Source organism: Azoarcus sp. Soil_N_20, assembly GCF_057656155.1.
Genome location: NZ_JBDGKX010000007.1, coordinates 187,930 through 213,404, shown reverse-complemented (window position 1 = coordinate 213,404; position 25,475 = coordinate 187,930). Strand labels below are relative to the sequence as shown.

Below are 25,475 nucleotides of genomic sequence, written 5' to 3'. Positions count from 1 at the left end.
TCCAGGCTACGACCGGCCGAAACACTCTGATCGAAACGCGGTGCCCGTCACGGGCAGTCGAGCCCCCCGCTCGAGGTGATTTCGGAAACGAGCACGTGTCCGCCCCGTTCCAGGCACATCTCTTCGCTGACCGGGTCAGGCGCCGTCGAGTATATCGGACTGCATGGATCCGCCCCCGTTCCGCCGGCCCACCAAAAATCCCCGACCCTTTCCGCCCGCCCTGCAGCCGACCATCACCGTTCGATCGGGCGCGCGTCGCCATCCGCTATCAGCAGCGCCAGCGGAAGGGCTGCGAACAGGCCGTCGAGCTCAACACAGTGCCGGCTGCCCAGTTGCCGGGGCTGCACGCGCTCGCCGCTCAAGACCTCGCGCCACGGTACCCCGCCGCACCACCAGGGCAAGGTCACCACCGTGCGCGCCCACAAGCCTCTATCGATCACCCGATCGGGATCGCCTCCGCACAGCCCGAACAGCAGGCGGCTGGCGATCACGATCACGGCGCGACGCTCGAGCACGCGGGCAAAGGCGACCACGTGCTGCGCAGCCGGGCCATCCACATCCAGCGGCACGTAGCGTCCGTTGCGGAACTCGTCCTCCCGGGCGGCCCGCACCGACAACACGCGCCACAGCAGGTAGAGCTTGATCCGGCCGTCCTCGATCGCGGTGAGCATGTCGGCCACCTCGCTCCGGCTCGCCCCGGCGGGGAAAGCCTGGCGCAGTGCGTGCAGCTGTTCGCGGGCGGCGTCGAAATCGACCGCGCGGCGGTTGTCCGGATCGACCAGACTGAAGTTCCAAGTCTCGCAGCCCTGGTAGATGTCCGGGACGCCCGGTGCGGTCAGCTTGAGCAGCAGCATGTTCAGGCTGTTCCACGCCCCGAAGCGTGCCACCGTAGCCTGGAATGGGAGAAAATCGGCGAGAAAGGCCTCGCGCTCGGCGCCGGGCGCAAACAGTCGTCGCACGAAGCCGCTCAGCGCCGTCTCGTAGTCGGGTTCCGGATTCATCCAGCTGGTATGTTGCTTGGCCTCGCGCGCGGCCTTCAGCATGTACGCCTCCACACGCCGCGCAAGCTCCGCCAGGCCGTTCTCGTCCGGCCGCTGCATCGGCCAGACGCCGAGCAGAGTCTGGTACAGCAGATACTCGTCGTTGCTCGAAGGGGCGGCCTCGTCGCCCACCCGCGTCTTGCGCCGCGCATTGAGCTGCCGCCAACGCCGTAGCGCCAGGCGCCAGGCGCCGGGCATCTCGGACAACACGTCGATGCGTGCGCGCACATCCTCCGAACGCTTGCTGTCGTGGGTCGACGACGCGAGCATGCCGAACGGGTGGGTTCCGGCGATGCGCTCGTTGGCCGCGTGGAAGTCTTCGACGGCGATCCCGAAGGTACGCGGATCGCCTCCCACGTCGTTGAGCGAGACCAGACGGTTGTAGCGGTAGAACGCGGTGTCTTCCATCGACTTGGCCATCACCGGCGCGGTGAACTGCTGGAAGCGGCGGACGAACTGAAGTTTGAGCTTGCGCGTCGCCGCCACCGGCTCGTTCGGAGCCGACAGCAGTACGTCACCGACGAAGCGCAGTACGCTCGCGTCGCCGGCCAGCGCACGGGCCGCAGCGTCGTCCACCGCGCGCTCGATGTAGCGGCGGTCGCTGTCGGACACCCCGCCGGGTCCGATGTAGGTGCGGTAGATCGGAAAACTGGCGACGATCTCGGCGAGTGCCCCGCGCAGCCGGCTGCGGGTGAAGTCGCGCGTGCGGCGGTCGCGCTGGGCGATATCGTGCGCGAGATAGGCCAAGCTGCCCAGTTCGCCGGTCAGCGAATGGGTCATGATCACGTGCTTGGATTCGAGCAGGACCTCGCTGAAGTTGCGGGCCTCGCCGGTGAAGGCGCGGTAGATCCGCGACAAGCGCGACTCCTGGGCGGCATCCACGAACAGATTGTTGCACAGATTGGCGAAGCGGTAGCCGGTCCCGCCATGCACACGCCACTCGGCCGGCAGCGGCTCGTACTCGCCGAAGATCTTCTCCACCACCAGGTAAAGGGTTGCCGGCACCGCGGCCGGCTGCTCGCCGTGCTGCTGTGCGGTACTGGCCATGGTCTGGGCGTAGCGCGCCTGCAGCCGCTCGAAATAGGCCGCCGGGTCGGCAAGGCCGTCCGGATGGTCGATCCTCAGCCCCGACACCCTCCCCTCGCCGAGCCAGCGCAGGATCTGGGCATGAGTGGCTTCGAACACCGGCTCGTGCTCCATGCGCAAGGCTGCGAGGTCGTTCACGTCGAAGAAGCGCCGGTAATTGATGTCGTCGGCCGCGACCCGCCACGAGGCGAGCCGATAGGCCTGGCGCCCGAGCAGACGGTCCAGTGCATCAAAGCTTGCGGGTTCGCCCGCCGTTCCGTTGAAGACCGACAGGCTGACCGCCACCCGTTCGCGCAGCGCCGGTTTGCGCGCGTAGAGGTCGGCCAGATGCTGCTTGAAAGTCTGCTTGTTGTGCCGACGCTCGGCCTGCAACGCCGGGTCGGCCACGTCGCGCGCCGGCAGGTGGGACAGCGCGGCGAGCAGGGTCGCCAGTTCGACGTCGCCGGCGTCGTCGCCGTGCGGTTCGCCGGCGGCGAGGATCAGCGGATAGTCGCTGGGGTCGATCGGGAAACGGTGCTCGAAGTAGCGCACGCTGAATTCGCCGGTTTCGGCGCAGAAATCAAGCGTCAGCTCGCCGGCCTCGAGCACGAGCCCGTACTGGTCGCCGAGCACCGGCAGCAGCACCTTGCCGCGCAGTTCGGCGAAAGGGGGCTCCCAATCGATGTCGAAGTGGTCGGCATGCGCCGATGCCGGACCGTTCTCGAGCACGTCGAGCCACCACTCGTTGTCCGCACCGAGCACCCCGACATGATTCGGCACCACATCGAGCACCTGGCCGAGACCCAGTTCGGCGAGGCGCGCGCAGTAACGTTCGAAGTCGGCCTCGCTGCCGATCTCCGGGTTCACCGCCTGGTGGTCGACGATGTCGTAGCCGTGTCGGCTGCCCGGGCGTGCCTTCAGGAAGGGTGCCGCGTAGACGTGGCTGATTCCCAGGTCGGCGAGATAGGGCAGCATCGCCGTGGCCGCGACGAAGCCGAAATCGCGATGGAACTGCAGGCGATAGGTGGCGCGCGGGATAAGGGCGCACTCGGGGTGAAAATCCGCCGGACCGGCACTGATCGGCAAGGGCGGGCACGGCCGCTCGGCATTCATGGCGGTGACGATCGCAATCCAGCGCGCATCGATCGCGATGTCCGCCAGTTCGGCGTCGAGCCGGCGTCGCCAGTTCGGGTAGCGCTCCTCGCTCGTACCCGGAACGTTTACCGCCTCAAGCTGGCCGAGCACGTCTTCGAACTGGACTGCGACCATCCTTGCCGGGGTGCGCGCGATATAGCGGTACACCGCTGCGGCCAGACGCGGGTCGGCGCTGTCGCGCTCGTACTCCCCGGCAGCTAGCGCATCGGTGCCCCCGGCAACAAGCCCCTCGCGCCGGAGCGCGCCGGCAAGCGCGTCCCGATCGGCATCGCGGCGGGCGGCCTGGCGTTGGCGCAAGTCGTCGTCGGCATCCAGCCCCAGGCGTGTGCGCAGGCTCAGGTCCGATCCGCTCCAGAATCCGCGCAAGGTCGCCAGATCATGGGTACCGACCACGGCAAGCGCGTTCTTCTCCCACTCCGGCGGCGACCTGAAGCCCTCGTCCGTGCGCTCGAAATACAGTGGCCGATACGACAGCACGCCGTGCCGCGCCATGCTTGCGCGCACCGGCGGGGGCACGATGCCGAGATCCTCGCCGATGACCATGCAGCGCTGGCGCTGGCTTTCGAGGCACAGCAAGCGGAACAGGTCGGCCATGGGATAGGCGACGTAGGCGCCGATTGTGGACGTGACCGCCGCTCCGCGACGGACCGGGAGCCAGAACAAACGCATCAGGCTCATCACATGATCGATGCGCAGCGCGCCGGCGTAGCGCATGTTGGCGCGCACCACCGTGAGGAAGGGGGCGTAGGCCGCAGCGGCGAGACGCTGCGGAATCACCGGGGGAAATCCCCAGTCCTGACCCGCACTGTTGAGTTCGTCGGGCGGCGCCCCGGCATGGGCATCGAGGGCATGCAACGCGGGCTGCGCCCAGGTTTCCGAGCCGCCTTCATTCACCCCGACCGCAAGATCGCGGTACAGCCCGATGCGCATCCCGCGTGCATGCGCACGCAGCGCCACCGTGCGAAGCTGGGCGTCGGCCTGCCACTGCAGATAGGCGAAGAACTCGACGCGGTCCTCGTTTGCGCGCGCGAACGCCTCGACCTCGGGGCCATCGGCATCGCGGTAGGGCGCGGGCCACACCGTCCATCCCCACAGCGCCGGATCCTCGCGATGGAAGTGCGACTGCAGCGCTTCGAACAGCACGTGCAGGCGCAAACTCCTGCCGCCCGCGCGCTGGAAGTCGCGGAACAGTCCCGCGCGCTGGGTGCCGCGCTCGAGATGAAGCGCGCGAAAGTTGCGGTAGAGCAGCTCCAGCACCTCGAACTTGACCGCGGCAACGCCGCTATAGTCGATCAGAGGCTGCTGGCGCAAGGCATCGAGCCGCGACCGGAACGCCTCCGAGGCGACCAGATCGCGGGCCCCGGCGCATTCGCCGAAATCGCGCATGGCCTCGATGTCGAGGTAGAGCACGTTGAGCCATTCGCGACTCGACGGGCTGTAGGGACTTGCCCGCTCCGGGTCGTGCGGAAACAGCGCATGGAGCGGGTTCACGCCGACGAAATGGGCACCCGCGTCGGCGGCGAGGTCGACCAGGCGGCGCAGGTCGCCGAAATCGCCCATTCCCCAGTCGCGGGCCGAACGCAGCGCATAGAGCTGGACCGAGGGCCCCCATACCCGGTGTTCGCCGCACTGCGTCTCCGCCGCGAAGCAGGTCGGCGGACAGATGCACAGCCCGGTCTCGGCGAGCAGGCGGGGCGGGTGACCCGGTTCGTACAGCGCCAGGCGATGGTAGCCTGCAGGCAGTGCAACCATGAGCTCCAGCGCCATTGCCATGGGCACGCCCTCAGCCGGCGCCGGCTGCGTGGCGGAAGCAGGACGGCCGACGGCAAGCCCCCGGCGCTCGCCGCCCCGCTCCAGCCTGATCCGCCACGGCAATGCCTTTCCCGCCAGATTGACTGGGAGGCGGGGCGAGAGCGCCAGTGGCGCGGGGCCCTCCTCGACCACCACGATCGGCGGCAGTACCTGTCCCGATGCGTCCACACCGATGCGCGCGAGGTGGGCACGTGCGTCTGCGTCCTCCTGCCCTGCTTCGATGGCATATCCCATGGCCGCGAGCAAGGCGCGCTTGCTGTCGTCGGGCACCACCGTCCGCCTGCCCCAGGCGTCCTCGTAGGCGAGGTCCACGCCGAGCCGGAGGCAGAGTTGGTCGAGGGCGCCGGCGTTCACGGCGTGTCCCCATTCGGCCGAACGACATAGGCGCGCACCGACCACGGTGCCAGCCGGTCGGCACCCGCGGCCCGGGCGCCGATGGCGGCGAAGGGGGGATGGGGTGCAGCGGAAAATCGGGCGGAAACGGCGTCGCCGAGGTTGGCGCGCAGGATCAGGTCGCGGCCGTCTACGGCCTGCCAGCGGATCTCGAAGGCGTGCTGCCCATGGAAGGTGGCAGCGCACCGCCCCGGGACCAGCATGGCGATGCGCGGTACCACCACCCGCCCCCGCAGTCCGAGCAAACCGCGATAGAGGGCGAGCCATTCGTGCGCGCCGGCGCTACTGCGCGCGCCCCAGTCGAGCTTGCTGGCGACAAAGGTCGCATTCTCGCACGGGTCCGGTATCTGCTCGCGGCCCTCGCCGGAGAAACGTTTGAAGGCGGCGAACTCGCGCCGCCGCCCGTCACGCACCGCTGCCGCCAGTTCGCCCTGGAAATCGCAGAAATACAGGAAGGGGGTCGTGGATCCGGCCTCCTCGCCCATGAAGATCAACGGTGGTGAAGGCGCCAGCAGTTGCAACGCGACCAGCGCACGCAGCTTGTGTGCGTCGACCAGTCCCGCGAGCCGCTCGCCGAACGCACGATTGCCGACCTGATCGTGGTTTTGCAGGAAGTTGACGAAGGCCGTGGCCGGCAATCCGGCGCTGGGCTCGCCCCGGGGAGCGTCGTGAAAATTCGAATGATCGCCCTGGAAGGCGAATCCCTCGCACAGGCAGCGGACCAGCTGCGCGACGGGACGGTCGGCGAAATCGGCGTAGTAGCCGTCGCGCTCACCGGTCAGCAACGCGTGCGCCGCATGATGAAAGTCGTCGTTCCACTGCGCCTCGTAACGCCCCGGCGTGGCCGCCGGGGCGAGGTGGCTGGCGCTATTGTCCACGTTCTCGAGTACCAGATGCACCTGGCGGTCGATGCGCGCGCGCACCCGGGTGGAGAGCTCCTCGAGGATGTGCGGCTGCGACCGGTCGACGATGGTTTGCACCGCATCCAGGCGCAGGCCGTCGAAGCGGAACTCCTCGAGCCAGTAGAGCGCGTTGTGAATGAAGAACTCGCGCACGGTGGCGCTGGCCGGTCCGTCGTAGTTGATCACCTCGCCCCATGGCGTCTCCCGGGCGGCCGAGAAAAACTCGGGCGCGTAGACGTGCAGATAGTTGCCATCGGGGCCGAAGTGGTTGTACACGACATCGAGGAAGACCATCATGCCGCAGCGGTGCGCAAGCTGGATGAAATCCTTCAGCTCGTCCGGCGTGCCATAGGCGGCCTTGGGCGCGAACGGCAGCACGCCATCGTACCCCCAGCCGCGACTGCCGGCGAAGTCGGCCAGCGGCATCAGTTCGATCGCGGTGATGCCCAGTTCGGCGAGCTCGGCCAGCCTCGTCCCGGCGCTGTCGTAGCGCCCCTCGGGGGTGAAGCTGCCGACATGCATCTCGTAGATCACCGCTGCTTCCCACGGCCGCCCGTCCCACGCGGCGTCCCACTCGAAGGCGGACGGCGTGGTGAGCTGGCTCGGGCCGTGCACCCCGTCCGGGTTGAAACGCGATGCCGGATCGGGCACTTCGAGCCCGCCGTCGAGACGGAACAGATAACGGTCGCCGGCACGTGCTTCGGCGATCCGGCAACTGTGCCAGCCGTCGGACTTGGCGCAGGGATGGCAGCGCTTTCCGCCATCGGCACCGATCAGTACCACCTCGACTTCACGCACGCTCGGCGCCCACAGGCGAAAGCGGTAGCCCGCGTACAGGTTGAGTTCGTCCACGCTGCGCGGGCCGAAGGGCATGCGGTGCTCGAGACGCACCGCCATTGCGATGGCGCCGGGTGCGCCAGCCGCCACTTCGGCCGCGGACGGATCGGGCCGCGTTCGGCCCGCGCGATCATTCCCCATCTCGTCCCTCATTGCCGTATCTGTCCTTTGCCGACGACGACGATGCCGCTGTCGCTGACATGGAAGCGTTCGCGGTCGGCTTCCACGTCATAGCCGATCTCCATCCCCGCGGGAATCACGTTGTATTGATCGATGATCGCACGTCGGATCCGCGCGCCTTCTCCGACTATCGTGTGGTCCATGACGATCGAGTCGGAGACCTCGGCGTCGTCGTCGACCATCACATCGCGTCGCAACAGCGAATGAATCACCGTCGCACGGCGGATCAGGACGCCGGCACCGAGCACCGCACTGCGGATACGACCGTCGTGGATGTGGGCGGGCTCGGTCTGGTCGGGGCTGGCGTAGATCGGCCAGCGCGGGTTCGACATGCAGAATCGCGGGTGCTCGCCGAGGGTGTCGAAATTCGACTCGTAGTAGGCGTCGATGGTGCCGACGTCGCGCCAGTAGGCATGCTCCTCGAAGTCGCGCACGCCGGGGATGCGATTGGTCGAGAAGTCGTAGGCCATCACCCGGTTGCTGTCGCTCATCGCCGGCAGCAGGTTCTTGCCGAAGTCGTGACCATCGCTGGAGTGGGCGCGGGTGAGCGCATCGATCAACAGCTCGGTGGTGAATACATAGTTGCCCATCGACGCCAGCGCGTGACCGGGGCGCCCGGGCATGGGGTCGGCCCACTCCGGCTTTTCCTGGAAGTCGCGGATGCGACCACCGCCGTCGGTACGAATGATCCCGAACGATCGCGACAGCTGCAGCGGGACCGGCAGCGCCGCCACGGTGGCGTCGGCGCCGCTATCGAGATGGAACTGCACCATCTGGCGGATATCCATGCGATAGACGTGATCGGCGCCGAACACCAGCACCAGGTCGGGCTTCACCAGATCGATCAGATGCAGATTCTGGTAGACCGAATCCGCCGTGCCCTGGAACCATTCCGGCCCATGCAGCATCTGCGGCGGCACCACGGTGACGAAGTTGTTCGGGACCAGCGGACTCATCACCCAGGTGCGCCGGATGTGTTCGATCAGGGACTGCGACTTGTACTGCACCAGCAGATAGATCGAATAGATCCCCGAATTGACCAGGTTGGACAGCACGAAATCGACGATGCGGTGACGTCCGTTGAATGGTACCGAAGGCTTCGATCTCTCGGCGGTCAGCGGATGAAGGCGACTGCCCTCGCCGCCGGCCATCACAAATGCAAGTACCGTTTTGCCGCCAATCATGATGTATCTCCTCGGGTTGCCCGGTGCGCCGCCAAGCCTGCGGGCGGCAAACCCGAGGGCCACGCTGCCGCGCGGTGCCGGATGCACCTGGCCGGACGTCGCCTCGAATTCGTTGCGGTGTCTCCGCACACCGTGCCGCCGGAGGCGGCGACAAAGCCGGGGCAGTCGCCTGCGTTCATGGTTCACCTCCAGCCAGTCGGGGCCCTGCCGCCGGAATCGACGCGCGCTGCCGTCGGAGTCGGGGCGCTCCCGGGGTCGCCCCGACCCGCGGCCCATGGGGGCGCCGACCGAGTTCGCGCAACAGCATCCGGCGCAGCGCTGCCTCGCTGGGCGAAAGGCCCTCGTCCGGGTCGCCGGACACGTAGTCGGCGAGTACGCTGCCAGCCAGGTAGCGGTCGAAGATCACCGGGCAGATGTAGCTGTTGCGCGTCACCGCGGCGGTGTTGCCGAGTCCGGCGGCCACCGCGCGCACGCAGCGCACCAGCACCTTGCTGCCGGCGCACTCGTTCTCGGGAACGCCGGCGGCGGCAAGATACTCGGCGGCCTTCAGCGTGCCGCCCCAGGTGCGGAAGTCCTTCGACGTGAACGGTCCCATCACCTCACGGATGTAGGCATTCAGATCGACCGCGCGAACCGGATGGCAGTCGCCGTCGTCGTCTTCATACTGGAACAATGCCGCCCCGGGCAAGGCCAGCAGCCGGGTGATGGCCTGCGTCACGGTGCGGTCGCGCACCGTCTGCTGCTGGACCACGCCGTGCTTGCCGCGATAGCAGAAGAGCACCCGCGTGCCCTCGATCCGGACATGGCGCTTGCGCAGTGTGGTCAGGCCGTAGCTGCGGTGGCGCTGCGCGTAGATGACACTGCCGACCCGGAAGTGGACGCTATACAACAGTCGGGTGAGCAGGGCCAGCACCTTGCGCCGCGGCAGCCCGGCGCGCCGCAGATCGGCACCGGCGGCTGCGCGCAGGCGCGGCAAGGCAGCGGCGAAGCGGGCAAGCCGACGCCACTTGCGCATCGCGTTGTCGTGCACGAAGTCGGGATGGTAGCGATACTGCAGACGCCCTCGGGCATCGCGCCCGAAGGCCTGGAGTTCGTCCTCGGGATCGGGGCTGACCCACACCTCGGTATAGGCCGGCGGCACCGCCAGCGCCGCAATGCGGGCGAGCCCGCGGCGGCTGGTGTAGGGCCGCCCGTCGGGCCACTCGTAACGGAAGCCCCCTTCGCCCCGTGCGATGCGGCGAAGGTAACGGTCCTGTAGACGGTCGGTACCAAGCGTGCGCATCGCCTCAAGTCTCCCCGCCCGGACGGACGAGCAGCTCCTTGACGAAGCCCGCGGTCTGCGGCCCGGACGCTGCGCAGAACAGCAACAGGGAGCGCGCGCCGGCCTGAAAGCGCTGGCCGGGATTGAGGGTCGGGAAAACATGGTGTTCGCGCAGACTGGTGTCGACCAGGCGCGTCCATTCGCCGGCCCCGAACACCTGCGGCAAGGTCCATGCGACGCTCTCGTGTGCCGCGTTGAACACCAGCAGCACAACAGCCTCCGCTCCGGGATGCGGTACCGCCAGCCGGCGCGCCCGGCCGTCCGACAGCATGCCGAAGGAGCGCATGTGGACGTCTTCCCACTGTTCGGGCTCGAGCTCGAGGCCGGCCGGGCTGAGCCACACCACGTCGCGGATATCGCTCGCGGTCTCGCCACCCCCGGTCGCGAAGCGCACCGGCCGCAACACCGGCAAGGCATCGCGCAGCATCAGGAGGTGGCGCACGAAGGCGGTCAGGCGCTCGCCAGGGCCATCGATCCCCGCCCAGCTCACCCAGCTCACCTCGTTGTCCTGGCAGTAGGCGTTGTTGTTGCCCTGCTGGCTGCGCCCGAATTCGTCGCCGGCGAGCAGCATCGGCGTACCTTGGGCGAGGAGCAGGGTTGCCAGCATGTTGCGCTTCTGGCGCTCGCGCAGTTCGCACACTTCGGGGTCGTCGGTCGGCCCCTCCACGCCGCAGTTCCACGAACGGTTGTCCTCGTGGCCGTCGCGACCGTTCTCGCCGTTGGCCTCGTTGTGTCTGTCGTTGTAGGAGACCAGGTCGTGCAGGGTGAAGCCGTCGTGCGCGGTGATCAGATTGACGCTCGACCACGGCCTGCGCCCACGATGGTTGAAGCGGTCGGCGGAGGCCGCGAGGCGGGTCGCGAGCTCGGGTGCCTGGCCCTCGTCGCCGCGCCAGAAGGCGCGCACGGTGTCGCGAAAGCCATCGTTCCACTCCCCCCATCCGGGTGGGAAGGCACCCACCTGATAGCCACCGGGACCGCAATCCCACGGTTCGGCGATCAGCTTGACGCCGTTGAGCACCGGGTCCTGACGGCACGCGTCGAAGAAACCGCTGCAGTTGTCGAAGCCGTTGTCCTCGCGCCCGAGGATGGTGGCCAGATCGAAACGGAAGCCGTCCACACCCATTTGCGACACCCAGTAGCGCAAGCTGTCGAGCACCAGTTGCAGCACCCGGGGATGGCGCAGGTTCACCGTGTTTCCGGTTCCGCTGTCGTTGATGTAGTAGCGCCGGTCGGCGGGGTCGAGCCGGTAGTAGGAGGCGTTGTCCAGCCCCTTGAATGAGAGTGTCGGCCCGAGCTCGTTCCCTTCCGCGGTGTGGTTGTACACCACGTCGAGAACGACCTCGAGCCCGGCGTCGTGGAGCCGGGCGACCATGTCGCGGAACTCGGCCGCACCGCCGCCGCCGAGGTAGCGCGGCTCGAGCGCGAAGAAGGCGATCGAGTTGTAGCCCCAGTAGTTGCGCAGCCCGCGGTCGGTCAGATGGCCGTCATCGACGAAGGCATGCACCGGCAGGAGTTCGACCGAGGTGACGCCGAGCGCTTTCAGATAGTCGACGATCGCGGCCGACCCCATGCCGGCGAAGGTGCCGCGCATATCGGGAGGCACGCCCGGATGCAGCCGGGTCAGACCACGGACATGGGCCTCGTACAGCACGGTGCGGTCCCAGGGGATGCGTGGCCCCCTTCTGGTCAGGCGACCGGCTCCGGGCGCGCCGACGCGAGCCTTGGGTACATGCGGGGCGCTGTCGCGCTTATCGAACCCCTGCCCCACCTTGCGGCCGCGCAATTCGTAGCCGAAGATCGCCGGTCCCCACTTCAACCGGCCCACCAACTCGGTCGCGTAGGGGTCGAGCAGCAATTTGTGGGGGTTGAAGCGGTGCCCCTCCTCCGGCACATAGGGCCCATGCGCGCGGTAGCCATACACCAGCCCGGGCGCCGCGCCGGGCAGGAATCCATGCCACACTTCGTCGGTGAACTCGGGCAGATCCACCCGGGTGAGTTCGTTGCGACCGCTGCCGTCGAACAGGCACAGCTCCATGCGTGTAGCATGGGCGGAGAACACCGCGAAGTTGATTCCACTGCCGGTCCACGTCGCTCCCAGCGGATTGGGCTGGCCCGCCTCGAGCTTCGGCGGCTGCATGTGGAGCCCGGGCATCATGACGCAACCCCGCGCCGCGGGCCCGACGCCGGCGTGCCGGGTGTGACGCCGCGCGCGGCGTCGCGGATCACGTCGTGGACGAAGCTCAGTTTGTCCACCACCGCGGGCGCGATCACGAACGGATAGGCATCGCCCTGCCCCAGGCTGCGCCCCATGCTGTTGAGGAACTGCGACAAGGGCAGCCACTGCTCGATCAGGGTCTGCGCGAACGCTTGTCCGGTGCCGTCGACCGCCGGCAGATCGGCCGGGCCGCCCGAGGTCTGGTCGGAGTGCAGTGCAAAGCCCCAGTGCGCGGCGGTATCGAGCGCGTCGGCGATGTGCATGTAGTGAGCCCAGGTTTCGGCCCAGTCCTCCCACGGATGCATCGTCGCGTAGGCACTGATGAAGCGGTTGGGCCAGTCCGCTGGCGGCAGCGACGAGTAGTAGGCGGCGGTGGCGGCGGCGTAGTCCGCGCGCTCGTCGCCGAAGAGCGTGCGGAAGGGCTCGAGCCACTTGCCGGGGGCGATCAGCTGGTCCCAGTAATAATGACCGATCTCGTGGCGAAAATGGCCGAGCAGGGTGCGGTAGGGTTCTCCGAGGGTCAGGCGTCGCGCCTCGCGCTGGGCATCGTCGGCCTCGATGATGTCGAGCGTGATCGTGCCGCCGAGGTGGCCGGTGGTGACGTCGAAGCCTCCGCCGCCATCGAGAAAGCGGAATGCCAAGCCGCCGTCGGTGGCCGTTCCCGGGGTCGGCAAGCCAAGCTGGTACAGCACATAGAACAGGCTGCGCTTGGCACTTTCGAGCTTGAACCACGCCCGGCTGTTCGCCGGATCGCGCACCGCAGGCGTGTCCTCGGTATGCCGGCAGCTGCGGCAGCGGTCGTCGCCATCGCCGACCGCGACCATCCAGTTGCACACCGCCTCGACCGCATAATGCCGGCACGGGCGCCACGCCCGGCTGGAGGCGGCGTCCACGCCCAGGCGACGCCAGCTGCCGTCGCCGTCGATCACGACTTCGAACGCGGCCATGTCCATTTCCGCGGGCACGAAGCCGAGCGCCGCGCCGCAGTTGCCGCAGACAACGTTCTCGAAGAACACGACGTAGCCGCAGTGGTCACAGTGAAAGGTTTTCATGGCGTGATCGGGGCGTGCGCCCCGCCGGAGTCCGCCGAGCTCGGGGCCGACGAAGGCGCGGTAGACGTGTGGCCGGCCACGGCGCCGCGCTCGCCGTGGCCACGGCTCAAGGTCGCCCTCACCCGTGGCAGCATGTCGGGGAACTCGGCCTGCAGATAGGAGATGAGTTGCTCGCGGACCTTGCACCGCAACTCCCAGCCGAGCCCGGCATCGCGCGTGCTCACCAGCACCCGCAGTTGCATCGCGTGCTCGGAGACGTCCACCACCTGCAGCACGCAGACCCGTCGGTCCCATTCCGGCGCAGCCTCTACCATCCGTTGCAGGGCTTCGCGCAACGGCGGCAGGGGCATGCGGTAATCGACCCAGAGGAACACCGAACCGATCAGATCGGACGTGCGCCGCGTCCAGTTCTGGAACGGATGCTGGATCAGGTACTCGAGCGGAATGATCAGCCGGCGGTCGTCCCAGATGCGCATCACGACGTAGGTCTCGGTGATTTCCTCGACCCGGCCCCACTCGTTGTCGACGATCAGCACGTCGTCGATGCGGATGGGCTGGGCAAGGGCGATCTGCAAGCCGGCGATCAGATTGCCCAGCACCGGCCGCGCGGCGAGACCCGCGACAATGCCCGCGAGGCCCGCCGATGCGAGCAAGCTTGCTCCAACCTGGCGTACGTTCGGAAAGGTCATCAGCGCGGAGCCGACGCCCAGCAGCGCGACGATGAACATGGCAGTACGCGCCAGAACCCGCACCTGGGTGTGCACGCTGCGCGCGCGCAGATTGTCGGCGACCGAAGTGGGATGGCGCATGGCCACGACATCGGCGAACGCGGAGATCAGGCGGGTCACCAGCGTGGTGATGAGCAGGATCACCGCGATCGACAAGGCCTGGCGCAGCGCGACCAGACCGGTCAGGGCTTCGGGCGCATCGGCCACGACCACATGCACGAGCAGCAGCGGAACCAGCAATCGCGCCGGGCGCCTAGTGTAGCGCACGACGGTCTCGGCAAGGACGTAATGCCGTGCCGCGCGTCGTGCGACCCGATCGAGCACCACATGAATCGCCAGACCGATCGCTGCGGCCACCGCACCGCGCAGCAGCACGGCGAACCACGGATAGCGAACCAGCAGTTCGCTTGCCGCCTCCATTCAACACCCCCCGCCGCACCGCTCGCAGGCCGCGCGGGTACCGCTCTGGATGGTCGGAACGACCGGGACACGCCTTCGACCCGAATGTCTGTTGTCCTTGTTCATCGGTTCTCCAATCCGTTTGCCCCCCGGTCGAACGCTGCGCGGCCCACTGGGAGACAGGCCCTGGACGGGATCGTCGCGGGATCGCGTTTGACTGCCATGCATTTCGCGTGCCCGCGTCGCTGTGCGCTTTCGGCCTGCGCAACGAGGTCGCCCCGCCCCCTGCAATCATGGCGCGGGTGCGGTGATCGGGCGCGACCGGCGCTCGCCGCGACCGTCATGGCGGCGGGCCGCGGCGCACGCAAGTCTTACGCAGACGATGTAAAACATTCCGCGAAATATTCGGGCGTGGTCGGCGCATTCCCGCTGTGATGCGCCCTTCCGGCGTGGCATGGGATTTGCGACAGATCCGACATCTCGCGCCGCGAGGTGGCGCAACTCGTATGGGGGTCCCGCCCCCGGGAAGGAACTACCATGACTCTAGGAATGAAGCTGCGCCTCGGGCAGCACATCGCGATCACGCCGCAGATCCAGCAGGCACTGCGTCTTCTGCAACTGTCTTCGGTCGAATTCAACCAGGAGGTTGAGCAGGCAGTCGCCAGCAACCCGTTTCTCGAAGAGGACACCGACGCCCCGGAACAGGCGAATCCCGGCGGCGGTCCCGGGGCGAACCAGGATCCCGGCACCACCCGGGCCGAAGCTCCGGATCGTGCGCCGGAGCCCCTGCCCGAGCGCGTGCGCAGCGGCAGCAGCGACGGTGAGGAGCATGACTGGACGGAATGGACCGAAGCGCCGGTGAGCCTGCACGATCATTTGCGGACCCAGTTGCAGTTGTCGTTTCTGAGCGACCGCGACCGCGCACTGGCCTACATGATCGTGGATGGACTGAGTGAAGCCGGTTATCTCGAAACCACCCTCGAAGAGCTGGCCGAACTCGTTGCCACCGAGGACGAGGTCGAGGTATCCGAGCTCCGTGCAGCACTGAGTCTGGTGCAGCAACTCGACCCTCCCGGCATCGGCGCACGGTCACTGCAGGAGTGCCTGCAGCTGCAACTCCTGGCCCTGCCGGCGGACACCGAGTGGCGCGAGATCGCGCTCGCGCTCGTGGGCGAGCACTTCCAGCTCCTCGCCCACCGCGAATTCACCCGGTTGCAGCAGATCCTGGAATGCGATGAAGCCGCGCTGCACGGCGCGCGCGCGCTGATTCGAACGCTGGACCCGCGTCCCGGGCGCAGCTTTGCCCCCGACAACACGCGCTACGTCGTTCCCGACATCATCGTGAGCAGTCAGCGCGGCCGTTGGGTGGCGACCCTCAATCCCGCGGTACTGCCCCAGTTGCGCATCAACCGCGCCTATGCGGACATCGCCGCGGGACGCAACGGGTGCGGCCCATCGTTTTCGCGCCTGTTGCAGGAGGCGCGCTGGCTGCTGCGCAACGTCGAACAGCGCTTCAACACCATCCAGCGCGTGGCCGATGCGATCGTTGCGCGCCAGCATGTGTTCTTCAGCTACGGTGAAGCGGCCATGAAGCCCATGGCGCTCAAGGACATCGCCACCGAACTCGGACTGCACGAATCCACCGTGTGCCGGGTCACCAACGGCAAGTACATGGCGACCCCGCGCGGCCTGTACGAGTTCAAGTATTTCTTCTCGCGCCAGCTGGCGACCGACGATGGCGGCAGTTGCTCGGCCACGGCGATCCGCGCGCTGATGAAGGAGTTGATCGCCGCGGAGGATCCGCACGCGCCGCTGTCCGACGCCCAGCTTGCGCACATGCTGGCCGATCAGGGCCTGCGCCTGGCGCGGCGTACGGTCACCAAGTACCGCACCCTGATGCGCGTGCCGAGCGTGGAGTTGCGCCGTGTCGCGGGGCGGTCCCAGCACGCCGAACTGGCGACCGCGGCGGCTTGACCGCGGTTCCTGCCGGAGCATGCGATCCGAACAACGACCGGGAGCATCCCCTACCTTGCCCACCGGTCCTCCGCCCTCCCCGCCCCTGCTTCGCAGGGAGACCGTGCCGGCGCCACCCGCAGGCGTCGCGCCGAGCCTGTTCGCGGTCGGCCGCAATTGCTGCGCGCTTGCGCGTGCCGATCGGGTGGCCTTGCTCGTCGACGGCGAGGACTACTTTCGCGCCTTTGCCCTGGCGGCCGAACAGGCCCGCCATTTCATCGGCATACTGGCGTGGGACTTCAACAGCAACACCCTGCTCGACTTCGAGCCTGCCCGGGGCGGTCGCGGGCAGGCGCCGTCCCGCCTGGGCGACTTTCTGAACTGGCTGGTCCGGCGCCGCCGCGACCTGCACATCTACATCCTCGACTGGGACTACCCGATGGTGTACGGCACCGACCGCGAACTGCCCCCCGTGTACGGCGTGGGCTGGCGACCGCATCGGCGGGTGAAGCTGGCCTACGACAATACCCATCCCCTGACCGGGTCCCATCACCAGAAGATCATCGTGATCGACGACGTGCTCGCCTTCATTGGCGGCTTCGACCTCACGGTCCGTCGTTGGGACACCTGCGCCCACCGCGCGGACGACGCGCGGCGCGAATGCGACGGCAAGCCCTATCCGCCGTTTCACGACATCATGATGGCGATGAGCGGCGCCGCGGCGCGCGAACTCGGCGGCATCGTCCGCAGCCGGTGGAAAGCGGCGACCCGCCACAGCCTGCCGGCCCCCGTCATCCCCGAACGGGCACTGTGGCCTGCCGGTCTGGAGCACGATTTCGAGAACGTGGACGTCGCCCTGGCGCGCACGCTGCCTCCGGTGGGGAGCTACCCCGGCATCGTCGAGGTGGAAACCCTGTACCTCGACATGATCGCGGCGGCCACGCGCAGCATCTACATCGAGAACCAGTACTTCACCGCCTACCGCATCGGCGACGCGCTCGAGGCCCGCCTGGCCGAGCCCGACGGCCCCGAGATCGTCGTCATCGTGCGCCTGTTCAGCCACGGCTGGCTCGAAGAGCACACCATGCACATCCTGCGTTCGCGGCTCGTGCAACGCCTGCGCGCTGCGGACCGCCATGGCCACTTCCACATCTACTATGCGCACGTCGAAGGCCTCGCCGAGGGGCTGTGCATAGACCTGCACTCCAAGCTGATGATCGTCGACGACGAGATTCTGCGCGTCGGCTCGGCCAACCTGTGCAACCGCTCGATGGGCATGGATACGGAATGCGATGCGGTCATCGAGGCCCGCGGTGACACTCGTGTGGCCGCCACCATCCGCGATTTCCGCAATCGCCTGCTGGGCGAGCATCTGGACGTGGCCACGGCGGTCGTCGACGAGGCCGTCCGCCATCACGGAAGCTTGCACGGGGCGATCGACGCGCTCGCCGGGCGCGACCGTACCCTGCGCGCGCTGGAGGACCAGCCCGACTGGCCGGAGGCGGTCATCGAGCTCGCCAGCGTCGGCGACCCGGGCCAGCCGGTCTCGCTGGAGAGCCTGATCGAGGGTTTCAATGTCGAACAGCTTGCCGACGCCGAGGACCCCGACGGCAACGGCGCGGCCGGCGGACCGCGCAGCCTGCATCGTCTCCACACCCCCGCACGGCGCATTCTGTTCCGCCTCGGGGGGGGCATTACCGTCTTGCTGCTGCTCGCGGCGGTATGGCGCTACACGCCGCTCGCGCAGTGGGTGGACGCCGAGCGCGTGACGCAGTGGGCACGCGAGTTTGCCAGTCGGCCGTGGGCCCCGCTGCTGATCCTCGTCGCCTACACCCCGGCCTGCGTGGTGATGTTCCCGCGCCCACTGATCACGCTCGCCGCGGTCGTTGCGTTCGGCCCCGTGCTCGGGTTCATCTACTCGTTGACGGGCATTCTCCTCGCCGCCCTGTTGACCTACGTCGCCGGCATGTACTTGCCTCCGCACATGGTGCGCAGCATGGCGGGCACCCGCCTGCGGCGTGTCACCGACACGCTGCGCCGGCGCGGCCTGCTCGCGGTGACCGCCCTGCGCCTGGTTCCGCTCGCGCCGTTTGCGGTAGAAGGCGTGGTCGCCGCTGCGATCGGGATCCCGCTGTCGACTTTCATGCTCGGCACCCTGATCGGAATGCTCCCCGGCACCATTGCCACCACCGTTTTCGGCGATCAGCTCGAGGCTGCGCTGCACGATCCGTCGCAGATCGATTACGGCCTGCTCGCCGCCGCCGCCACGGCCATACTGGCCCTGTCACTGATGGTACGGCGCTGGCTGGTCGCCCAGCACCGGCCCGCCCCCGATGGCAACGCGGACGCGCGGCCTCGCTAGCTGGCGCAGCCTGGATGAGACCCTCGGCCCGGACTGCCTGAGGATCTCGTCCTACAACATTCATCGCTGCGTCGGACGCGACCGGCGCATGGACCCGCGGCGGGTCGCGCAGGTCATCGATGAACTCGGTTGCGACATCGTCGGCCTGCAGGAGGTCGACAGCCTGTCCGACAGTCGGCACGATTCCATGCAGCTCGATTTCCTCGCCGCAGAAACGCAAATGACCGCCATTGCCGGCCACACCATCGTGCGTCACGAGGGCAGCTTCGGCAACGCGCTGCTCACCTCGCATCCGGTGCTCGCGGTACGTCGCCACGACCTCAGCTACCGTCGATGCGAGCCCCGCGGCGCGATCGATATCGACCTCGAGGTGGCCGGCCATGTGATCCGCGTCATCGTTACCCACCTCGGTCTGCGACCCGCCGAGCGGCGCTCGCAGGTGCGCCGGATGCTGCATCTGCTGCATGATGTTCCGGTCGCACAGACCGTGATCGTGCTTGGCGACATCAACGAATGGCTGCCCCTGGGCCGACCCTTGCGCTGGCTCCACGGCCTGCTCGGCCAGGCTCCCGGCGAGCGCTCGTTCCCGTCCGGCTTTCCGCTGTTTGCGCTCGACCGGGTGTGGGTCCGGCCCCGCCATACGCTGCTTGCGTTCGAAACCCATCGTACCCCGGCGTCGCGCATCGCCTCCGATCACCTGCCGGTAAAGGCCATGGTGGCAATCGGGCATCCTCCGGCATCCGCCCACGTCGGCGAACGGTGAACGCCCGGGCACGGATTTCTCATGGCTGCGCACATGCATCCCGACACGAACGTGGCGGGGAGATGCCGACGTCCAGGAGGAAAGCCATCATGCCCAAACACGCCACCGAACTCCCGCGCACGCTGCGCCGGTCCCCCCAGAAGGCGCAACGCACCTACGCCGCCGTGCTCGAAAACGCCGAGAAGCAATACGGTTCCGGCGAGCGCGCCAGCCGCACGGCGATTGCCGCCCTCAAGCACAGCTTCGAGAAGGTCGGCGACCATTGGGAACCCAAGCGTCGACCAGGCCCCTCCGACCCGCGCTCCGTACAGTCCACCGCGAACAAGCGCCGGAACAAGGGTGAAACCTTCGGCGGGGTGGACGTGCTGGGCCATACCCGGCGCGAGCTTTACGAGCGCGCTCGCGATCTCGGCATACGCGGCCGTTCGAGCATGAACAAGGAGGAGCTGGCCCGCGCAATCGCGGCCAAGCAGGGATAGACCGGGCCATCGCAGCCGTCGCCGTGCGTGCGCCGCCGCCCTCGCGCATGACCTCCCGAGGCCCCGGGGCAAGGGCGGCGCCATGGTAATGTTTTCCAACCGGTGCACATTTTTCAGCCGCATCGGGAGCGGACCATGGAAACTCCCGGATTGCGCCCCGCGCTGCGCACGAGCCGGGTGCCAAGAGCTCGCCGGGTACCGTTCTTGCTGCTCGAAACACCGACCGCATGGATTCGCGCCGCTCGGCACTCCGGAATGCGACCCGCGGGTAAGCCTGGTATCGATCGCGCGGCGACCCAGTATCGGTTGGAAAGCGCCCTCCATCCGCGGTTGGGAGGGATCGGCAGGCGGGGAGGACGACTATGGATGAGGCCAGAAGAATCGTGATCGCCGACGACAATCGCGATGTTGCCGACTTGCTGTCTCACTTCGTCGCTTCGCTCGGCCTCGAGGTCCATACCTGCTACGACGGTGTCCAGGCGCGCTCGGCGATCACCACGCTGCGGCCGCAGGTGGCGATGCTCGATATCTCCATGCCGGGAATGAATGGCTGCGAGCTGGCACGATGGGTCCGGCAACGGGAGGGTGGCGATGCAATGCGCCTGATCGCCCTGACCGGCCATACCGCTCCGGAAGAACGCGATCTGATGTCCAGCGCCGGATTCGACGCGGTACTGACCAAGCCACTCGACTTCGATTGCCTGCAGCGGCTGCTGACGTCCGGGCCGCGCCCATGAGCTCACCGCAGCGAGCGGACGAATGGGCGGCCTGTCGGAGGTAGTGCGGGAGCGCGCTGCGGCCCGTGCGCTGTTGCGGGTGTTGCGCCGCGTTGCATCGCCTGTGCGCCACGACCTGGCAGGGGGCCTGCTGTTGCCACAGATCCAGCTGCAGATCCTGCGTCGACGACTGCAGGAGCCGGGAGCAACGATGGAAACGGCCATTGCCGGCGTCGACCACGCGCTGCTCTGTCTGCACAAGCTGCGCAGTCTTCATCAATACAGCGTGTCGTGGTTTGCCTTGTACGACGAAACGCCGCTCGGCGTGGACGAGGCGGTACGCAAGGCGGCCGCCGGCTTTGCGCTGCCGTTCTCGGCCAAAGGCATCAACGTGAGCTGCGAACTGCTCGCCCCCGGCCCCCGCTATACGGCGCAGCCGCTCCATCTGCTGGTGCATGCCTGCTTCTACGCGGTACTCGACTCCGAACTCGCGCCCGGCGTTCTCGATGTTGCCTGCCACCAAGCAGCCGATGGCGCAAGGCTCGAGTGGCGGCTGAACGCCGAGACCCGTGCCGATCGCCCCGAAGAGAACGTCGATGCGCTGATCGCGCCGGCGTTGCGTATCGATCTGGCCGACGTCCAGGCACTGTGTGCGGGCTACGGCTGCCGCTTCGCCCACCGCGCACAGCGGTGGACGCTGCGCCTGGGCAACTCGACCACGCCGGATCCGCTGTCACCCGCTGGCGCCACCCACCATGACGATTGATCGCTGCTCGTCGGCCTGCGGCGCGCCTGGTCGTGCCATCCGCCCACGCCCCTCGGGGCCTCGCCATGGGGTCGCGATCATCCGGCGCGCGTCACGACCCCTTGCACAGGAGCACGGTCCTCATGCTGCATAGCCAGATACCTGAGGACTCCCGTCGCGACACCACTGTTCTGGCCATCGCCGCGCTCACGCTGGTCACCGTGTTCCTCGTCGACATCGCCACGCCGCTGGGGATGGCGGTATGGGTGTTCTACCTCCTGCCTCTGGGTCTTTGCCTGGTGCAGACCCGCCCCGCGGTCGCGCTGCTTGCCGCCGCACTGATCAGCGTACTCGAGGTGGCCGGTCTGCTGCTCTCGCCACCGGGAACGAGTGCAGGCGGCTCGTTCGAAGTTGCCGCGATCAATCGGCTGCTGGGCATGATGGCGGTGTGGGGCCTCGCCTGGGTGGCACTGACGATGATCCGCGCACGGGCCGCGCTGCGCGAAACGGCCTGGGTGCGCGAGGGCGAATCACGGGTCCACCAACGCCTGTTGGCGGACAACGAGCCGGCCAGGCTGGCGCGCGAGATCACCACCGAGCTCTGCCACTACCTCGGCGCCGCCGGTGGCGCGATGTACACCCTGGAAGGACGTAGCCTGCGCCTGCTGGGCGGGTATGCGCTCGGCCAACGGGTGCAGGCGCGCCAGACCATACCGGTGGGCGAAGGCATCGCCGGCGAAGTGGCCGAACATTGCCGTCTGGTCACGCTGATCGGCCTTCCGGACGCCTATTTCGAGCTGTCCTCGGCCACTGGAAATGCAAACGCCCGCGCACTGATCGCATTTCCGCTCACCGCCCACAAGCAGGTCTGCGGCGTCATGGAGATTGCCTTCGTCGGCGACCGGCGCTGGGTGAGCGAGGGCGCGCTGCGCCGTTGCGGCACGCTGCTGGAGGAAGTGGCCGACGCCGTGGGCATGAGCCTGCGATCGTCGGAAATGCGGGTCAACCTGGTCGAACTGCTGGAGGAAACCCAGCGTCAGAGCGAAGCCCTTCAGTCGCAACAGGCGGCCTTGCATGCCGCCAACCAGGAGCTCGAAGAGCATGGCCGCAGTATGCGCGCGACCCACACCCTGCTCGAGCGCCAGCAGGCGGACCTGGAGCACGCAAACGCCCGCCTCGAGGCACAGAAGGTGGAGCTGCTCGACACGCAACGCGACTTGCGGAATCAGGCGGCCGAACTCGAACAGGCCAGCCGTTTCAAGTCCGAATTCCTCGCCAACCTGTCGCATGAATTGCGCACCCCGCTCAACAGTGCGCTGATCCTGGCGCGCCTGCTGGCCGACAATGCGGACGGCAGGCTCAGCACCGAGCAGGTGCGCTACGCGCAGACCATCCATGACGCCAATGCGGATCTGCTGGCGCTGATCGACGACATCCTCGACCTCTCCAAGATCGAGGCCGGCAAGCTCGAACTCCGACTCGAACCGACCCTGCTCGAGCCGCTGCTGCGCACGGTGATTTCCATGTTCGAGCCGGTGGCGCAGCAGCGCCGACTGCGTTTCCGGGTGGACATCGAGGCGTGCGGCGGACTGCAGATGCGCACCGACGCGATGCATCTGCAGCAGATTCTGAGGAATCTGCTGTCGAATGCATTCAAGTTCACCGAACAGGGTGAGGTGGAGTTTCGCGCGGCGCCGGTGGGCGACGACCATCTGCGCTTTGTCGTGCGCGACACCGGCATCGGCATCGGTCCCGAGCGCCATGCGCTGGTCTTCGAGGCCTTTCGCCAGGCAGACAGCTCGACGCGCCGGCGCTTCGGCGGTACCGGCCTGGGGCTGTCGATCTCGCGCAATCTGACCGAGCGCCTGGGCGGGCGCCTGTGGTTCGAAAGCAAGCCCGGCCGCGGCAGCACCTTCTTCCTCGAACTCCCGGTGGACGGACCGGCTCGGGAATCCGCCAGTCTTGCTGCAACGCCCGTTCCTCCGTCCCGTCAGGCGTCTCCCGAACCGCCGCCGGTCGCCGAGTCGCCCGTCCCCGAGTCGCCCGTCCCCGAGCCGCCCGTCCGCGTATCGGTCGGGTCCGCAGAAGCGTCACCCGCGACCTCGATTGCCGATCCGGCATGGCAACCCGGGCCCGAACTCGGTGACGCGACCGTGATGGCGCTACCGCGCAAGCGGGTGTTGCTGGTCGGCGACGACGTTCAACTGCGCACCACCCGGCGCGGGCTGTTGCGGGTGCCGGGTGTGGAGATCATGGAAGCGGACACGGTGGTGGAAGCGCTGCGGATTCTCGATCAGCACACGCCCGCTTGCGTGGTGGTCGCCCTTGGACAGCCGGGGACGATCGGCGAAGTCCTGCTCGAAATCCTGTCCGGACGCGAGCAGAATTCCATGCCGCCGGTGATCATCTCCAGCGGACGGATGCCGAGCGGCGCAGACGAATCACGCCTGCTCGCCCAGGCCGAATGCATCGTCGTCAAGGGCGCCCTCGCGGCCGAACGCCTGGTGGACGAAGTCATGGCCGTGCTGGACCGCGGCAGGGGGGCGCAAGCGACCGGCAGGATTCGGGGCAGTGCGATGCGCACGCACGACGCCATATTCGACGGACGTTGCATCCTGCTCGTCGAGGATGACGTGCGCACCGTTTTTGCACTCATTGCCGCCTTCGAACCGCTGGGGGTCAAGGTCGCGGTCGCGCGCAACGGTCGCGAGGCGGTCGAGCGCGTGACTGCAGGCGGGATCGATCTCGTGCTGATGGACATCATGATGCCCGAGATGGACGGCTTCGAAGCCATCCGGCACATCCGCGCAGGCGACGGGGGGCACGACCTGCCCATCATCGCCCTCACCGCGAAGGCGACGACGGAGGACCGTCAGGCCTGCCTCGATGCGGGCGCGAACGACTACATGGCCAAACCGATCGACGTGACCCGCCTGATCGCCTTGTGCCGCGTGTCGTTGCCCATGGCTGGCGGCAGTGGTTCATGAAGCGCACCTGCATCCTGATCGTGGACGATGTCGTCGACAACCTGGTCGCGCTGGAGGCCCTTCTCGCCCGCCCCGAACGCGAGCTGATCCTCGCACGCTCGGCCACCGAGGCACTCGAATGCCTGCTCACGCACGAGGTCGCACTGGTTCTGCTCGACGTGCAGATGCCGGGCATGGACGGCTTCGAGCTCGCCCGCCTGATGCACGGCGTGGAGCGCACGGCCGAGATTCCGCTGATCTTTCTCACCGCGGCAAGCAAGGATCCGCTGCGTACGGCCGAAGGGTATCGCCACGGTGCGGTGGATTTTCTCTACAAGCCGCTCGATCCCCATATCCTCCAGTCCAAGGTAGCGGTGTTCGTCGACCTGTATGAGCAGCGGCGCGATCTCGCTGCCCGCCTCGAAGACCTGGACCACGCCCTGCGCATGAACGAGCGTTTCGCCGCCGTGCTCGGCCATGACTTGCGCAACCCGCTCGCCGCGATTGCGGCCGGCGCCGAGTTGCTGCTGCGCAACCCGGATCCGGCAACAGTGGGCGATATTGCCGCGCGCATCAAATCGAGCAGCCAGCGCATGGCGACCATGGTCGAGCGCCTGCTGGGCGTGGCGCGGCTGCGCGCCGGAACGCTCAAGGTGACGTTCGACGAGATCGATATGGGCGAGCTCACGCGGACCATCGTCGACGAATTCGACCAACCGGGCGAGCACGCCCGGATCGCGGTCGCCACCCGCGGGTCGCTGTTGCTCAAGGGCGATCGGGGCGCCCTCGGCCAGGTGCTGTCCAATCTTGTCGGCAACGCACTGAAGCACGGCGAGGCGGACACGCCGGTGTGGATCGAACTCGACGGCAGCGATGCCGACGAGCTGCTGCTGACGGTGCGAAACCGCGGCCGGCTCCCGGAGGGTGTCCACGCGCGGCTGTCGAAGCCGTTCGCCACCACGCGCTCCACCGCCCCGTCCGTTGCCGGCAGCGACGGCGCCGGACTCGGTCTCTACATCGTGAGCCAGCTCGTGGCGCTGCACGGCGGCCGCCTCGATCTGCACAGCGAACCGGCGACCGGCACCGCGGTGCGCTGCGCCCTGCCCCGCAGTCCCCGTCCCGCGCCCTGATCCGCGTCCGGCGCCAGGCTGGCACGGCCGCTGCCCGTTCCGCGGCAGGAGGTGCCGGTGGACGTGATCCCCGGGGCA

General features: G+C 67.9%; 15 protein-coding genes. 8 read left to right on the top strand and 7 right to left on the bottom strand.

The annotated features are described in order from the left end of the window. Positions 1–233: 233 nt before the first annotated feature. The 7 genes from AC3A35_RS15745 to AC3A35_RS15715 form a co-directional block, all read right to left on the bottom strand. On the bottom strand, positions 234–5,426 hold the full coding sequence (locus AC3A35_RS15745) for a malto-oligosyltrehalose synthase (RefSeq protein WP_487437142.1): 5,193 nt from the start codon (positions 5,424–5,426) through the stop codon (positions 234–236). Then, positions 5,423–7,345 (bottom strand): malto-oligosyltrehalose trehalohydrolase, encoded by a 1,923-nt coding sequence (gene treZ, locus AC3A35_RS15740; protein WP_487437141.1) that lies wholly within the window; start codon positions 7,343–7,345, stop codon positions 5,423–5,425. Before treZ ends, AC3A35_RS15745 begins: the two co-directional genes overlap by 4 nt. An 8-nt stretch (positions 7,346–7,353) precedes the next feature. Beyond that, the gene (locus AC3A35_RS15735) at positions 7,354–8,568 is read right to left on the bottom strand and encodes a glucose-1-phosphate adenylyltransferase (RefSeq protein ID WP_487437140.1); all 1,215 of its coding nucleotides are present in this window, start codon (positions 8,566–8,568) and stop codon (positions 7,354–7,356) included. 175 nt (positions 8,569–8,743) lie between these two features. Further along, the gene (locus tag AC3A35_RS15730) at positions 8,744–9,850 is read right to left on the bottom strand and encodes a DNA topoisomerase IB (protein ID WP_487437139.1); all 1,107 of its coding nucleotides are present in this window, start codon (positions 9,848–9,850) and stop codon (positions 8,744–8,746) included. A 4-nt stretch (positions 9,851–9,854) separates the two neighbouring features. Then, entirely contained in the window at positions 9,855–12,026 is a 2,172-nt protein-coding gene (gene glgX / locus AC3A35_RS15725) for a glycogen debranching protein GlgX (RefSeq protein ID WP_487437138.1), read from the bottom strand. 14 nt (positions 12,027–12,040) lie between these two features. Further along, a complete protein-coding gene (locus tag AC3A35_RS15720; RefSeq protein ID WP_487437137.1) occupies positions 12,041–13,156 on the bottom strand; it encodes a zinc-binding metallopeptidase family protein in 1,116 nt (371 codons plus the stop codon). Beyond that, positions 13,153–14,304 carry a mechanosensitive ion channel family protein gene (locus AC3A35_RS15715; protein WP_487437136.1) on the bottom strand — a complete coding sequence of 384 codons (1,152 nt, stop codon included), beginning with the start codon at positions 14,302–14,304 and terminating at the stop codon, positions 13,153–13,155. Before AC3A35_RS15715 ends, AC3A35_RS15720 begins: the two co-directional genes overlap by 4 nt. A 516-nt stretch (positions 14,305–14,820) precedes the next feature. Here AC3A35_RS15715 and AC3A35_RS15710 point away from each other — a divergent pair. The 8 genes from AC3A35_RS15710 (at position 14,821) to AC3A35_RS15675 (ending at position 25,397) form a co-directional block, all read left to right on the top strand. Further along, entirely contained in the window at positions 14,821–16,257 is a 1,437-nt protein-coding gene (locus tag AC3A35_RS15710) for an RNA polymerase factor sigma-54 (protein ID WP_487437135.1), read from the top strand. A 103-nt stretch (positions 16,258–16,360) separates the two neighbouring features. Next, positions 16,361–18,598 carry a VTT domain-containing protein gene (locus AC3A35_RS15705; RefSeq protein WP_487437133.1) on the top strand — a complete coding sequence of 746 codons (2,238 nt, stop codon included), beginning with the start codon at positions 16,361–16,363 and terminating at the stop codon, positions 18,596–18,598. Further along, positions 18,570–19,361: an endonuclease/exonuclease/phosphatase family protein gene (locus AC3A35_RS15700; protein ID WP_487437132.1), complete on the top strand. Its 792-nt coding sequence runs from the start codon at positions 18,570–18,572 to the stop codon at positions 19,359–19,361. Before AC3A35_RS15705 ends, AC3A35_RS15700 begins: the two co-directional genes overlap by 29 nt. Positions 19,362–19,450: 89 nt before the next feature. Further along, positions 19,451–19,840 carry a ChaB family protein gene (locus tag AC3A35_RS15695; protein WP_487437130.1) on the top strand — a complete coding sequence of 130 codons (390 nt, stop codon included), beginning with the start codon at positions 19,451–19,453 and terminating at the stop codon, positions 19,838–19,840. A gap of 362 nt (positions 19,841–20,202) precedes the next feature. Further along, positions 20,203–20,577: a response regulator gene (locus tag AC3A35_RS15690; protein ID WP_487437128.1), complete on the top strand. Its 375-nt coding sequence runs from the start codon at positions 20,203–20,205 to the stop codon at positions 20,575–20,577. Between the two features lie 22 nt (positions 20,578–20,599). After that, positions 20,600–21,322, top strand: coding sequence for a hypothetical protein (locus AC3A35_RS15685; RefSeq protein ID WP_487437126.1), 723 nt, complete (start codon positions 20,600–20,602; stop codon positions 21,320–21,322). A 122-nt stretch (positions 21,323–21,444) separates the two neighbouring features. Next, positions 21,445–24,288 (top strand): hybrid sensor histidine kinase/response regulator, encoded by a 2,844-nt coding sequence (locus AC3A35_RS15680; protein ID WP_487437124.1) that lies wholly within the window; start codon positions 21,445–21,447, stop codon positions 24,286–24,288. Beyond that, on the top strand, positions 24,285–25,397 hold the full coding sequence (locus AC3A35_RS15675) for a hybrid sensor histidine kinase/response regulator (RefSeq protein ID WP_487437122.1): 1,113 nt from the start codon (positions 24,285–24,287) through the stop codon (positions 25,395–25,397). Before AC3A35_RS15680 ends, AC3A35_RS15675 begins: the two co-directional genes overlap by 4 nt. Positions 25,398–25,475 lie beyond the last annotated feature (78 nt).